Source organism: Legionella moravica DSM 19234, assembly GCF_000423305.1.
GTDB lineage: Bacteria > Pseudomonadota > Gammaproteobacteria > Legionellales > Legionellaceae > Legionella > Legionella moravica.
This window is the reverse complement of sequence record NZ_KE384000.1, coordinates 145289-158619: the sequence shown is the minus strand read 5'-3', so window position 1 is coordinate 158619 and position 13331 is coordinate 145289. Positions and strand designations below refer to the sequence as shown.

Below are 13331 nucleotides of genomic sequence, written 5' to 3'. Positions count from 1 at the left end.
AAGACAATGAATGAACGAAGAGAAATTAACTCGCGCAATACCTCCTGGGCTCAAGCAATTGCAAACGTATTGGCAAAAACTCAGATAACACCGAACCAAATTTCAATCCTTAGTATTTTTATGTCTTTACTGGCATTCATTGCTTTTTATTATTCATTTAATTATCCCCTTTTATTGTTGGTTGCCGTTTTTTTTATTCAAATGAGATTACTGTGTAATCTTTTTGATGGAATGGTAGCGGTAGAATATAAAAAGAAATCCAGTTTAGGGGATATCTTCAATGATTTGCCGGATCGATTTGCGGATTTATTTATCATTCTTGGTTTTAGTTATTCGGTTCAAAATATGCCATTTGCTGTTCAGCTTGGTTGGCTTTGCGTGGTGATTTCAATGATGACTGCCTATATACGAGTGTTAGGGCGTTCTCTCGGAACCAAAACTTATTTTAGCGGCCCTATGGCCAAACAGCATCGGATGTTTGTGTGTTCTTTATGTGCTGTAGTGCAATACGTGGTTTATTTGATGAATGGTCACTTTCCCATCATTTATTGCGGTTTGTATGTGATTGCTTTAGGTTCCATCATCACCTGTTTTAATCGCCTGGATAAAATTTCCAGTGAAATAAAATTAACCCAATCAAGATGGAGTCGTGAGGTTGCATACTGAAAATAGAGGCTATATGATTATTTCGTAGTTAAGTCATATTAATTTAAATGAGTGAGTCAGTTACTTAGGGATAAGGAGTTACTATGGGCCACGAGGGAAAAAATACAGCATCTGATTGTGTTGATAACAATTTTAATATTCCACAAGGATTAGTTGCCAAGAAACGAGATGAGTTATTGTTGGCAAAAATTTCAGCTTTAGTAGCCGCAGAACAAAAAGAAACGGATGTGACCCATCAACCGGAACATACGACCATTCAAACAGCAACGCGCCTATCCCATCCTACTCAATCAAGACCGATTCTTCACCATAGACGTCCTAGTCGTTTTAATCATCAATTTTTTATGGAACATCAGGAAAATATGAGTGAGGAAAGTAGTTCAGATTCCAATCTGAGTGTTATTGATCACATTAAAAACGCGGTGGTTCTTGCCAAAGAATGTTATGCGTCGCACACCAGATCAGGTGAACATCCGCGTCATCAATCCGGGTGGTTGACTGGTTGGCGACATGGGGGTGATGGATTGGAAAAAGCAGAAGAGCTCAGCAGGCAAATAAAGATCTTAGACTCTATTGATTTAATACTTCTTAATTTGTCCCATTTCTTTATGGACGTTAACACGCGATACAATAATCATTCTTTTGCTTCTTATTTATTAGATGAACTGAATAGCGTGTTAGAGAGGGGGGGGATGTCTTCTTATCGATCAACCGCAGATGCACCTTATGATAAATTTTCCTGGGTCAATGTTTCAGGCCAGTTGAAGATATTATGTTTCGATAAAAAAGAGATGAGTCTTGCATCCATCGCTTTGCCGCATAGTGAATTGGGAGCGTTTTAACGTTTTGATGACTTGTTAATGTTTGCATTTCTGAACGGTGATGGTTTTTTGTAAGACATCCTCGCAAAAGATGGGATCCATCCTCAAAATTGGCCCAGTGCTGCTTTCAGGAGATCCCTCATTGCATTCGTAATGATGTCTTTATTTATTGGTCTTAATTTTATCTTCAGCCCCTTTTTTCATTACTATAATACTGATTCGTCGATTTTCAGGATTTAATGGATTGGTTTTATCCAAAAGAACGGTAGAGGAGAATCCGGAAACGGTCATTACTTTATCTTCGTTCATCCCTGCTTTAATCAATGCTCGCCGTGCTGCATTTGCTCTTTGGGCGGATAATTCCCAGTTGGTGTATTCCAGTTCATCTGGGTTATGGTACGGGCTTGCATCGGTATGCCCTTGAATGGTTATTTTATTAGGGACTGAATTGATTAATTTCACTATGTTGGCAAGAATAGGTTCAATTTCAGGATTAATTTTATCAGATCCCACATCAAACATGGGTCTTTTTTGATTATCAATAAGCTGGATCCTCAAGCCATCTGAAACGACATCCATTAACAATTGTTTTTTTAATCCAGCAAGAGCAGGATCATGTTCAATACTCAGATTAATTTCTGATTTGAGTTCTTCAAGTTTTTTCAATTCCGCTTTATTCAAGTCAATAACATCTTTATTTTGACTCGTTTTTTGATTATTAAGTGGTTTATTATTGGCAGAAACCTGCCCATCACTTTGTTCGATGTTGGGACCGCCTCCTTTAACGTTAATTTGTCGGTTGCCTAAACTTTCTCCACCAAATAAGGCGACTTTCATAGGCTGTTTGAAATATTCAGAAATACCGGCTTTTTGCGCTTTATTTAAAGAAGAAACTAACCACATTAACAAGAAAAATGCCATCATTGCGGTAACAAAGTCAGCATAAGCGATTTTCCAGGATCCCCCGTGATGTTGGTGTTTTTGTTTGCTTATTTTTCGGATAATCGGCTGAGTAGAATGTTTCTCCTTTTTTTCCTTCTTCTCCTTTTTATCGCCAAGATCGTCATTGGTTGAATCACTAATATCATTTATGTCAGTCATAGTCAGGCTCTAGCTTGGAGTTGGTTCAGTAGTTTCTGTAGAAGTAGCGGCAGCCGCAGACGACTTTCCATTTTTGATTTCTTCATTTAATTGATTAAAGGAAGGTCGTTGTGATGAGAACAGTACTTTTCGGCCAAATTCCACCGCAATAATTGGGGGATTATTGTGTAAACTTGCTAAAATAGTTACTTTAATGCATTGGAGCATGAGTTGTGTTTGGTTTGCACGTTGTTCCATTGCTGTGGCAATAGGGCCTATGAAGCCATAACCTAATAAAATACCTAAAAAGGTACCGACCAGGGCATGAGCAATTAAAACTCCAAGTTCTGAAGGCGGTAAACTGATCGATTCCATAGTGTGAACTACACCCAGTACCGCCGCTACAATACCAAAAGCAGGCATGGCGTCTGCAAGCTTGGTAATGGAGTTAGCTGGAATCATTTCTTCTTCATGATGCGATTCAATTTCCATATCCATTAGAGCTTCCAGTTGAAAGGGTTGCATATTGGACGTGATGATTAATCGTAAATAATCACAAATAAATTCGATAATATGATGATTTGCCATTAATAAGGGGTAACCACCGAAAATGGGACTGTTTTCTGGCTCATCAATATCGTTTTCAAGAGACATCAAGCCTTGTTGTCGCGCTTTGTTTAATAGATTGTACAGGAGTGCCAGTAAATCGATAAAAACCGCTTTTGATGTTTTCTGGCCCCGAAAAATACCTGGCAGTGATTTAAGAACGGCTTTAATTACTGAGCCATTATTGCCAACTATAAATGCCCCGACTGCTGCTCCTCCAATGATAAGCAGTTCCAGCGGTTGAAATACTGCAGCTAAATGGCCTCCTGCAAGAGCGAATCCACCAAACACACAAAGCAATATGACAATATATCCCAAAATTATTAGCATCTTTTATCATCCTGAAACGTTTCGTTATATAGTATCCTGTTACAAGCCGTTCAATCTACTCCGAGCCATCAGAGCATTTACTTTAAAGTTTTTCGCTACGATTGGCCTGATTAGTAAAGGATTATCTGGTTAAATAATCATGAACAACTGTTCCATAGGGTAACGTCAAATCCGATAGTATATGAACGGCGTTTATTATTTTACGCACTGGAAGGCTGGCTACCGGGGCCAGAGCATGATGCGCTAGTTCAATTTGTGCTGGTCCTTGCCAGGCGCCTTTAACAGTAATATCAATCAGATGGTATTCAACTAATTCGCAAATTCTTGTGGTGCCGTCTACATGAGGAATGATTTTTAGTAAATAATTTGCAGACGCCATTGATTCCTCAATTTTTTTTACATCAAGGGATTCGTATTTATAACCCATGGTTGCGGTTGCAATCCGACAAGGTCCATATTCTAAAGTCCCCAGCAATGTTTCGTTGACAACTTGCAGTTTGGGTTGAGCCAGTTTTTTAGGGAACCCCCAAATTTCACGACCACCGGCTATTGGGGGTTGATCGTCAAGATACATAGCATGGGTGTAAGCGCCTGTTTTACCTTGATACCTTACCGGAATGACTTGGCCTGATTCGGTGTAATTACCAAAGCCTGTAGAGTCAGGCATTCTGATGAACTCGAATTTGACTAATGGTTCGGTTACTTCCAAAGGAGCTGGAACGATTTCACGCAGCAAATCCATATCTGTTTCATAAGTGATAATGAAGTATTCTCTGTTAATAAAACGATAAGGACCTCGTGGATAAGATGGACAGGTAAAGGGCATTGCAAATGCATTTTTTACCACATCAGCTTTATTCATCATGCTTCTCCTCTAAGGTTCTTAAATCCGACATATCGTATAATGCAATTCCTTCAGTCGCAGGAACTGGCTTGAGCCAGGGCGATTTTTGTATTGCTTTTGTTCCATCATGGTATCCGTTAGCCAAACGCTCATGGACTGATTTAGATGAAAATTCAGTGTCTTTTGTAGACAATTCGGTTTCGTCATGTCTGTATAAGAAGCGAACCAAAGATATTGTGGACTGATGTCCTCTGGAAACGCAGAGTTTGATTTTAGGATCTGATTTTTTCTCTTTGGGCACGAAATGGGACAACATATGGATGGTGTTTTTCAAGGTGTGGATTTGTTTATAAAGTTGAACGGTTTTAGTAAACCGACTGGAATATTCAATATCCTTTTTGCGTTTTAACACCTCATCAAGCGTCGTAGGATTTAACCCAAAGGAATCGAATAAATGCACCATAAAGCACAATACATTTTTACGCTGTTCACTGGATAAAAAATAACTTATAGGAGTGTTATTGGAGATACCTCCATCCCAATAAAATTTTCCTTCGATTTCAACAGCAGGGAATCCAGGGGGTAGAGCGCCACTGGCTATAATATGCTCAGGACCAATTTTTTGATTGAGCGAGTCAAAATAGATCATTGTACCCGAACTGATTTCTACTGCCCCAACACACAATCGAGTGACTTTTTTATTGTTAATTCGATCGAAATCAATAAATCGTTCAAGGGTACTGCGCAGAGGCGAAGTATCGTAGTAGCTGATTTTATCCGGGTTTTTATGCCATCCCCAATTTGGTGGCGGAAATCGAGGTGTAAAAAAACCAGGCTGTCCCAAAAGAAAGGCTGAATGAGCTGCTAATAAATGATGGATTTTCCGACTGTCCGGATCATTGGGTAATAAGGTGTCGTTTATATTGGTGGGCGTAGCGATGGATTCCCAGAATTGATACAACTTTTCAATACGTATGTGTTCGGGATTGCCTGCTGCTATCGCGGCATTAATTGCTCCTATTGAGGTACCTATATACCAGTCAGGGAAATATCCTTCTTCATCTAAAGCGCGAAGAACGCCTGCCTGATACGCACCTAAAGCGCCGCCTCCCTGAAAAGTACAGGCTATGTTTTTGAAGAGTGTCTTGAATTTGTTGCCTTTGGTTTGAACCATGGTTTACTCCATAAACCATCCATGACTGACAACAAGGGATTGACCGGTAAGTGCATTCGATTCAAAAGAAGCGAAAAATAATGCTGTTTGAGCGACATCATCTGTAGTAGTGAATTCACCATCAACGGTTTCTTTCAGCATTACTTTTTTGATGACTTCTTCTTCACTGATGCCTAGCTCTTTCGCTTGTTCCGGAATTTGTTTTTCCACCAAGGGGGTGCGCACGAAACCCGGACATATGACATTCGCTCTTACATTATGGGCTGCTCCTTCTTTTGCAACCACTTTGCATAAACCCAGCAAACCGTGTTTAGCAGTAACATAGGGGGCTTTTAGCAACGAGGCTTCCTTGGAATGAACTGAACCCATATAGATGATGCTTCCACCTTTGTTGGACGCATACATATGCTTTAATGCTGCACGGGTTGTTAAAAATGCACCATCAAGATGAATGGCAAGTAATTTTTTCCAATCAGCAAAGGCTAATTTATCCACTGATTCAATGATTTGAATACCCGCATTACTGACTAAAACATCAATGCCACCAAATTGCTCGGCAACAGCATCCATTCCCTGATTCACTTGATTCTCATCAGTAACGTTCATGGCCACTGCCATGGCTTGACCGCCAAGCGATTTGATCTCTTCTGCAGTGCTCTTTGCCTGCTCTGGATTAAGATCGGCAATCGCTATTTTTGCGCCTTCCTGGGCATAAACCAAGGCAATTTCTTTGCCTATACCACTGGCTGCCCCGGTAATTACGGCGACCTTATTTTTAAGTCTCATGGTAACGATCCTTGTAATTTATTATTTTATTCAAAAGTATAGCAATGAAATTTTATAATGCTGAATGATTTGACAAGAAATTTTAATAAAACACCCTACCCTGATTCTCTAGATCAACTAAGAATCAGGGTAATCAGGTACAATTGAATCTGAAACAGGAATAATAAAGTCTTGCATTGGAATTAGTAATAATAAGGACGACCGTAATAATAATATTCACGTCTATCCTGTTCTCTTCCGACAGCATTACCTACCAGAGCGCCAGCTCCTGCACCAATAGCCGTTCCCAAGCCTGAACCACCAGATACTGCATATCCTAATCCGGCACCCAAAGCTGCCCCACCTGCTGTACCAACTTGTTCATTGGTGCAACTGATCAGCATTAAACTTGATGCGCCTAATAGAATTGACGTTGCAATTATCTTTTTCATAGTTGACTTCCTCTTATAATTGTCCTTCATAGGAAATAATAGTACATAAATAATGAAATATGTAGAAATATTATTCAAATAGTAAGGGAGGAGCAGATGAGCAGGATGTTTCCGCTCCTTGTGGTCTTGCTGTTCATAGGGACGTGTTTTTGATGCGGAGATAAGGAAATTTGGAGGGCTGGTAATTGGGTTTTTTCCCGGAGCTTATATATAAATTTACTCTGACCCCGGTTTTCCAGTAATATAAAGGGTAACTCATAATAAAAATAGAGGGCACCATGTTTAGAGGAAGTATAGTAGCCTTGGTTACACCCATGCAGAATGACGAAGTGGATGTGCATCATCTGCGAGAGCTGGTTGAATTTCACATAGAAATGGGAACTCATGGACTTGTAGCTGCAGGCACTACTGGTGAGGCTGGTACTTTATCGCATGAAGAAAAATTATTGGTTATTAAAACAGTTATAGACCAGGCTAAGGAGAGGGTGCCTGTAATCGCTGGAACAGCAATGAACGCTACCAAAGAGTGCATTGCGTTGACCCAGCAGGCTATGGAGTATGGTGCCCACGCAGCGTTAATTATGACTCCGGCCTATATTAAACCGACTCAGGAAGGGTTGTATCTACATTACCAACGCATCGCTGAGGCAGTAGCAATGCCTATCATTCTGTATAATGTTCCTGGTCGAACCGCTTGTGATTTATTACCTGAAACTGTTGCACGACTGGCGAAAATATCCAATATCGTCGGAATTAAAGAAGCAACAGGCCAGATGACCCGGTTACAACAAATTCTTCGTCTTTCTGAAGGTCGAATCGATGTCTACAGCGGTGATGATTTAACCGCAGCACAATGGATGCTGGCTGGAGCAAAAGGAGTGATATCGGTTACTGCCAATGTTGCGGCTAAATTGATGGCTAAACTGTGTGATTTGGCACTGGATGGTGATCATGCGGCTTGTCTTCGTCTACAGGAGCAATTAATGCCTTTGCATGAGTTGATGTTTGTGGAAGCGAATCCAATTCCTGTGAAATGGGCGTTGAATAAAATGGGCTTAATTGGCGGGGAGATCAGACTGCCTCTTACTGAATTATCAGAAACGCACCACCAGGCATTGGAAAAAGTACTAAAAAATCTGGAGTTGATTTAATTGGGGATAGTTGTGAAAAAATTGAGTTTTATTGTTCTTGCTACATTGGCGCTGTCAGCCTGTAATTCTCGTTATTCCAGTAATGGAGAGAATGTTTATTTACACAGTCATAATGGAACGAAAATAGTAGTACCACCTCCATTGACCAATGCGAACATCAGTAATTTTTATGATTTACCCTCTCAAAATCAGGACGCGCAAGTCAGTATTGCGCCGCCAGGGGAAGACATTATTAATTCATAAGGGTTGACTATGACACCATCAGAATCAGGGGAGTTGCATATTGTACAGGAGTTATCCAAGCGCATTGTGGAAGCGCAACGCAAAATCAGGATTCTTGATAGTATTAAATGGGATGACTCGGTAAAAAAAGAATTTTTTAAAGCCAAGGGAAATAAATTACCGAGTGTTGATAAAGCCTATTATGATAATAAACCCTTGCCTTTTGATGTGCGCGAAAAACAGGAAGAGTTTCGACTGATTCTGCGTGATGCTCAGAATCAGTTGGGTCAGTACTCCTCCTTGACCCGGTTAATCAGGCGCCAGTGTGAAGAATACAGCCGAGCCACACAAATGTTGGCAGCCCGGGGAACTTCGTCATTTAGTGAATTGGCCATGGAATTGTATGGCAGTCCTGATGACGTTTTTTATGCAGGCGGTCCCCGCATGTCCCAAATGGGTACATTGCTGTTTGATGTGTTAACCAATCTTGATGTTCAACTGCAATCTGAAGCGGATGTAAAACGTCATACACCGCAACAGGCCCAGGAAATGCTGCAGGCACGACTAGGACATTTCTTTTCTAAACACCCAGGAAAAGTAACGGTTATGGTCAGTGATGATATGGTTGCTGATGCCTCAGCTGGTGCTGACAGCATTAAACTAAGTCAGCAGGCAATGTTTAGTGATCGTGATTTGCGTTATTTGGAAGTGCATGAAGGTTGGGTTCATGTGGGCACTACATTGAATGGTGCAATGCAGCCTAATTGCTTTTTCCTGTCCAAAGGTTCTCCGTCAAGCAGTGTGATTCAGGAAGGCTTGGCCGTAATCACTGAAGTTGTTACTTTTTCCTCTTATCCTGGACGTATGTTGAAGATTACCAACAGGGTGATTGCGTTGGATAAGGTAACCAAAGGCGCTGATTTTCTGGATATCTACCGCTACTTTATAGAGTGTGGATTGACAGAAGAAGACAGTTATAACCAGACTGTACGGATTTTTAGAGGCAGTACACCAACCGGTGGTCCCTTTACTAAAGATTTATCCTATGCCAAGGGTTTTGTCCTGATTTATAACTACATTCGCTTTGCGATCAGTCAAAAGAGAGTGGACTCCATTCCCTTGTTGTTTACCGGTAAATTGATTCTCGATGATTTACCTTTATTAGGTGAATTAAAAGAACGAGGAATTTTAACGGCCCCTGTTTATTTGCCGCCACCTTTTCAGGATTTAGCCGCGTTAAGCGCCTGGATGAGCTTTTCGCTTTATTTAAATCAATTTGATTTAAATGAAATCCAGAAGAACTTTCGCTTTTTATTGGTCTAATGCGTCTGCATTTCACCAAGATGGAAGGGGTAATCATGACGGCATCGGGCGTAAGCCGATCCAATCTTCGCCGGATTCGGATAAAAGGCATAATGAGTTGCATTATACGCGCAACAGGGCACTGAACTGATAAAACAGCCTCGTTTTGCGTTCCAGACAAGTCCGCTTTCCGTGGGCTCCAGAGTTCTGCCATCAAAACAAACATAGCGTGGTTGAGAGGGCTGCCCACCTTGAATGCATCCTTGAGCATGAGCAACATGAACCAGAATCATTCCAGCCAGTATTATTTTTATTCTCATTTATTTGCCCTTAAACTTGCTATACTTCTATTTATAAAATTAGCTTAAGTTTGGATCTATTCAAGCACCTTGAGCAAAATGATAATAAATTTAAGGTTAAATTAATAAAATAAGCTTAAAATAAAGACATATCAGTCTACGGAGTAAGTTTATGGCGAAGAATGGTGCGATCAGCAATGCAATTACCAATAATGAGGCACTGGCCGGGATAGATTCTGCTGTTCGCAACAGAGCATTAGATGATCTTTTAAAAGCTGATCCTGCGGATCTGAAGTCAATAAGGCTCGCAATTATCATTAACAAAGGATTTTGGGAGCATTTTCCAGGTTTAAAAGAAGCTGATGGTCATAAATTTTACGAGGATAATGATAATTTATTAACCCTTGTGGGACCTCCGGGCGTAGAGGTAATTCGCCAAATGGCTGCTCAGCAACGTGTCACTTTAGGCTTAAAGGATGTTGATGATGATGTTCTGATTGGTATTCTCACCCATAATGAAGAGGAATGCCGGGCATATCTGGCATCTAAACCCGTATTGGGAAAATTCGGAGTCGAAAATCAAGTTCATGGTTGGAAAAAAAATGAACCTGCTGCCGCTGCACAACCTCCTGCCCCGGTTCCACCAGCACGAAATAAATCCGATAATATTTTAACCGCAGATGCCATTCGTGAGATACGCCATCACGCGCGAGATCTTTTATTATTACGCTTGATTGCGCAATCCAAAGATCGTAATCACATAGAACTGTTGCTCACTGCACGGGATAAAGCTTCTGTTGATAATGCTGCAAAAAACTTGAATTATCCTCAATCTGCCAATGCTACTTTATCATATCCTTTGAGCGAGCCAATTCAAAATGCTCTTCAAAATCGTTTGCAGGTGCTGGATCATGCAGCTGGAAAGACTGAATTTCAACAATATGTGGCGGATCTCTCATCGAATGATATTTTGAGGCAAGTTGAAAATTTGAAAAAAAACAATAATGCTTTTTTAGAAAGCATACCTCAACCAATTAAGAATAAATTAACTATAGAAGATATGGATTGGGCTAAAAGCGTTCTCGGAGTAAGCTATCTTAAGGTCGCTGTAGCCCAGTTAGAAATTGATTTATTGCCTCTTCTTAAAACAAATACCGAGGAAGAGTTCAAGGCAAAATTAAAAGAGACATTTGGCCAACATGATTATATTGATTTGGCAGTTAAAGATAATCTCGGTGTCATCAAGAATGCCATGTTGAAGCAGTTTATTCCCAGGCTGGATCTTCAAAAATTAAAGGCTCTGAATGAAGCTGTCGGTTTGAAACAATGCCAGAAGGTATTCGTTGATGCAGGGGTAACTCCTGTTGACTGGATTGTAGACACGAATCTTAAAGATATAAAACAATCTGCTCGATCTTTTTTATTTGAGGATGAAATAAAAAAAGTGCCGCAATTGGGGGTAGCACCACATCCTCAATTGATTAGGGTATTTAACGAGTTGCCTGTAGCAAAACAACAAGCATTGCTTAAAAAAACTCCTCCGCTCTATCAGGTTCTAACAGCATTAGATGTGGAGCAATTGGCTGTTCATTTGGGAACGGGTGTCGCGGGTCTTGCCGAACTTGCTGAAGAAAATAAATCTCTAGCGGTTTTTCAGCTCATCCACAATCCAGCTGTAGCACGCATTTTGTCTGCTTTTCAACCTACCATTAAGTTAAGCGCTGTGCAAGTCGATGCCTTAAATAGGGATTTGGATGCGGCAACGGCTAGAAATAATGGGCAAGATTTTAATAATCCAGCTCTATACAAGGGCATAATTGATAACATTAAAGTACACTGTGGAGCTGACGTCAATGCAGGACGTTTTTATCAGGCTTTTGGCTTGAGTAACGACGGCTCGGCTTTCAAAGAGCCCTCTGCAATAAGAGATCAAATTAAAGCTCAAAATCAGCACAATCAAGAATTGCTCAGAGCATATGCTTTAATTTCTCCTGAGGATAAAAGTAATAAATCACTGGAAAAACAGTTGCTTGGCATTTTATTAACACTTAATAAAAATGCACCAATTGACCCAAAAGAAATTGTCAAACAATTTAATGGATCCCGGACGTATAATGAATTTATTGAACGTGTTGTTCCAAGAGGAAATTCAGATCTGCAAGCCCAGTTATACACTCAATTATCCAGCAGTATTTTTTATCAATTAAAAAATGCTGTATTAAAAAATAATTTGAATGATGCTGATCCCTTTGTTGTCATCGATGCGGTAACTGATTTGAAAAAGATTGCAACATCAATTAACCAGCATCTGGGTGCATTAAACAAATCCAGGGAACATTTTAAATTCATTGAAGGCATAAAACCACATCATTTATACAATCCATCGTTCAGGGGTGAAGCACAATTAAGTGCTAAACAAATGAAAGGTCAATACCAGCAGCTTTCTAATGATTGCGATCTTATTGTGGAGCAATTAAGACGAGATCAAAAAGCAATTGAAGCGATTTTAAGCCAGAATGAGAATCCTGGAAATATGCTGTCGGAGGAGCTGGATAAGCGTATATTAAGAGTGTTTCAACAACTCAGAGAAGAACTGGACGCCATTAAATCGAATTTACAATTTTATGAAACAATTCAGCAAAAATTATCCGGTGATGATGGGATTCTGCAAGCACTAGATGAGGCCGCTGATCATAAAAAAAGCTATATGTTCCATGCGGACTATATCACTCGCAGGATAGAGTCTCGTGATCACGTTGAGGGTTTAACTTATTCATCACAAAAACATAAAAATGGACTTGAAACACCAAGTGATACTGCAGGGGGACGAAAACTTGAGTTAGGACAGTCTATCCCTGAAGGAAAAATTGCTGTTGTTGACTATGTTCAAACTGCATATAAACAAGATAAGGTAAGTAAAGATTATGAAGTCGTTGGCCGGTATACCGTAGATTTATCTCCACCTGGTACCATGACCCTAAAAGGGGATAAAGTAACCAGATCCTCTGGCGGCAAGTTTGAGATACAGGAATTTCCAAGACAAACCCTGCCTGTTCCTGCCAAAGGTTCAGCTGAAGATTTTCGGCTTATCAAAGCGAAAATGGAATTTTCCCTGGCTCTTGCTGCTGATGCCATTGCTAATCTGGATTCACCCCCTACTAAAGAAAAACCATTAAGATTGTACGGTGATAATGAAGAGCAAATGCGTTATTTATGGACTGCTCTGATTATTCTAGGCGAAAAAAATCCTCACATGAAGATTAATGCTGACGCAATCAAGCTGGATCGTTTCGGTGAAAACCAGTTCGATCCTGCTCAGGAAAAAGGTTCTTTTCTGGGTATTAGCACTGGTTTTCACAACAATTCCTTATATCAACTTTTTAAAAATTCTCTAGTCAAGGATTCAGTTGAACAGACTGTAGACGCAGTTAAACAAATGAGCGCGGATAAAAAGAGCAGTGAGAAAGAGCGTCCAAAAGTCGACTCACAGGCTGCTAAAGCTACAAAATCAATTAAAGATGGACTCAGTGTGTTCCTGAGAGATGCCAGAACTACAAGAAATGCGGAGGGCCCTGAGGAGAAAAGAGATACTGGCCTAAAAAATTCATAGTGTCTTATA

General features: G+C 40.3%; 13 protein-coding genes. 6 read left to right on the top strand and 7 right to left on the bottom strand.

What is annotated here, in order from left to right:
* Positions 1–6: 6 nt before the first annotated feature.
* Together G543_RS0112620 and G543_RS0112615 are read left to right on the top strand one after the other, a co-directional pair.
* Positions 7–666 (top strand): CDP-alcohol phosphatidyltransferase family protein, encoded by a 660-nt coding sequence (locus tag G543_RS0112620; RefSeq protein WP_035922239.1) that lies wholly within the window; start codon positions 7–9, stop codon positions 664–666.
* 83 nt (positions 667–749) lie between these two features.
* Positions 750–1508, top strand: a complete 759-nt coding sequence (locus tag G543_RS0112615; protein ID WP_028384845.1) for a hypothetical protein — start codon at positions 750–752, stop codon at positions 1506–1508.
* Between the two features lie 141 nt (positions 1509–1649).
* Here the strand turns inward: G543_RS0112615 and motB are convergent, their stop codons facing one another.
* The 6 genes from motB to G543_RS0112585 all read right to left on the bottom strand — a co-directional run bounded on the left by motB (position 1650) and on the right by G543_RS0112585 (position 6738).
* Positions 1650–2588: a flagellar motor protein MotB gene (motB, locus tag G543_RS0112610; protein WP_028384844.1), complete on the bottom strand. Its 939-nt coding sequence runs from the start codon at positions 2586–2588 to the stop codon at positions 1650–1652.
* Between the two features lie 9 nt (positions 2589–2597).
* Entirely contained in the window at positions 2598–3503 is a 906-nt protein-coding gene (gene motA, locus G543_RS0112605) for a flagellar motor stator protein MotA (protein ID WP_028384843.1), read from the bottom strand.
* A gap of 121 nt (positions 3504–3624) precedes the next feature.
* Positions 3625–4365: an acetoacetate decarboxylase gene (locus tag G543_RS0112600; RefSeq protein WP_028384842.1), complete on the bottom strand. Its 741-nt coding sequence runs from the start codon at positions 4363–4365 to the stop codon at positions 3625–3627.
* The gene (locus tag G543_RS0112595) at positions 4358–5521 is read right to left on the bottom strand and encodes a patatin-like phospholipase family protein (protein WP_028384841.1); all 1164 of its coding nucleotides are present in this window, start codon (positions 5519–5521) and stop codon (positions 4358–4360) included. Before G543_RS0112595 ends, G543_RS0112600 begins: the two co-directional genes overlap by 8 nt.
* 3 nt (positions 5522–5524) lie before the next feature.
* Positions 5525–6307 (bottom strand): 3-hydroxybutyrate dehydrogenase, encoded by a 783-nt coding sequence (locus G543_RS0112590; RefSeq protein WP_028384840.1) that lies wholly within the window; start codon positions 6305–6307, stop codon positions 5525–5527.
* 182 nt (positions 6308–6489) lie between these two features.
* Positions 6490–6738 carry a glycine zipper domain-containing protein gene (locus G543_RS0112585; RefSeq protein WP_028384839.1) on the bottom strand — a complete coding sequence of 83 codons (249 nt, stop codon included), beginning with the start codon at positions 6736–6738 and terminating at the stop codon, positions 6490–6492.
* Positions 6739–7016: 278 nt separating this feature from the next.
* Between G543_RS0112585 and dapA the strand changes: the two genes are divergently transcribed.
* Genes dapA through G543_RS0112570 form a run of 3 tightly spaced genes read left to right on the top strand, consistent with a single transcriptional unit; the run spans position 7017 to position 9434 of the window.
* Positions 7017–7889 (top strand): 4-hydroxy-tetrahydrodipicolinate synthase, encoded by an 873-nt coding sequence (gene dapA, locus G543_RS0112580; RefSeq protein WP_028384838.1) that lies wholly within the window; start codon positions 7017–7019, stop codon positions 7887–7889.
* A 12-nt stretch (positions 7890–7901) separates the two neighbouring features.
* On the top strand, positions 7902–8132 hold the full coding sequence (locus tag G543_RS0112575; protein WP_028384837.1) for a hypothetical protein: 231 nt from the start codon (positions 7902–7904) through the stop codon (positions 8130–8132).
* A gap of 9 nt (positions 8133–8141) precedes the next feature.
* The gene (locus tag G543_RS0112570) at positions 8142–9434 is read left to right on the top strand and encodes a flavohemoglobin expression-modulating QEGLA motif protein (RefSeq protein WP_035922235.1); all 1293 of its coding nucleotides are present in this window, start codon (positions 8142–8144) and stop codon (positions 9432–9434) included.
* Here the strand turns inward: G543_RS0112570 and G543_RS0112565 are convergent.
* Positions 9431–9733 carry a hypothetical protein gene (locus tag G543_RS0112565; protein ID WP_028384835.1) on the bottom strand — a complete coding sequence of 101 codons (303 nt, stop codon included), beginning with the start codon at positions 9731–9733 and terminating at the stop codon, positions 9431–9433. The genes G543_RS0112570 and G543_RS0112565 overlap by 4 nt on opposite strands.
* A gap of 151 nt (positions 9734–9884) precedes the next feature.
* On the opposite strand from G543_RS0112565, the gene G543_RS0112560 reads away from it, so the two are divergent.
* Complete coding sequence (locus G543_RS0112560; protein ID WP_028384834.1) at positions 9885–13322, top strand: hypothetical protein; 3438 nt, start codon at positions 9885–9887, stop codon at positions 13320–13322.
* Positions 13323–13331 lie beyond the last annotated feature (9 nt).

Bases quoted from the DNA above. Each gene is read 5' to 3' on its own strand.
- G543_RS0112620 (WP_035922239.1), top strand. From the start codon at position 7: ATGAATGAACGAAGAGAAATTAACTCGCGCAATACCTCCTGGGCTCAA.
- G543_RS0112615 (WP_028384845.1), top strand. From the start codon at position 750: ATGGGCCACGAGGGAAAAAATACAGCATCTGATTGTGTTGATAACAAT.
- motB (WP_028384844.1), bottom strand. From the start codon at position 2,588: ATGACTGACATAAATGATATTAGTGATTCAACCAATGACGATCTTGGC.
- motA (WP_028384843.1), bottom strand. From the start codon at position 3,503: ATGCTAATAATTTTGGGATATATTGTCATATTGCTTTGTGTGTTTGGT.
- G543_RS0112600 (WP_028384842.1), bottom strand. From the start codon at position 4,365: ATGAATAAAGCTGATGTGGTAAAAAATGCATTTGCAATGCCCTTTACC.
- G543_RS0112595 (WP_028384841.1), bottom strand. From the start codon at position 5,521: ATGGTTCAAACCAAAGGCAACAAATTCAAGACACTCTTCAAAAACATA.
- G543_RS0112590 (WP_028384840.1), bottom strand. From the start codon at position 6,307: ATGAGACTTAAAAATAAGGTCGCCGTAATTACCGGGGCAGCCAGTGGT.
- G543_RS0112585 (WP_028384839.1), bottom strand. From the start codon at position 6,738: ATGAAAAAGATAATTGCAACGTCAATTCTATTAGGCGCATCAAGTTTA.
- dapA (WP_028384838.1), top strand. From the start codon at position 7,017: ATGTTTAGAGGAAGTATAGTAGCCTTGGTTACACCCATGCAGAATGAC.
- G543_RS0112570 (WP_035922235.1), top strand. From the start codon at position 8,142: ATGACACCATCAGAATCAGGGGAGTTGCATATTGTACAGGAGTTATCC.
- G543_RS0112565 (WP_028384835.1), bottom strand. From the start codon at position 9,733: ATGAGAATAAAAATAATACTGGCTGGAATGATTCTGGTTCATGTTGCT.
- G543_RS0112560 (WP_028384834.1), top strand. From the start codon at position 9,885: ATGGCGAAGAATGGTGCGATCAGCAATGCAATTACCAATAATGAGGCA.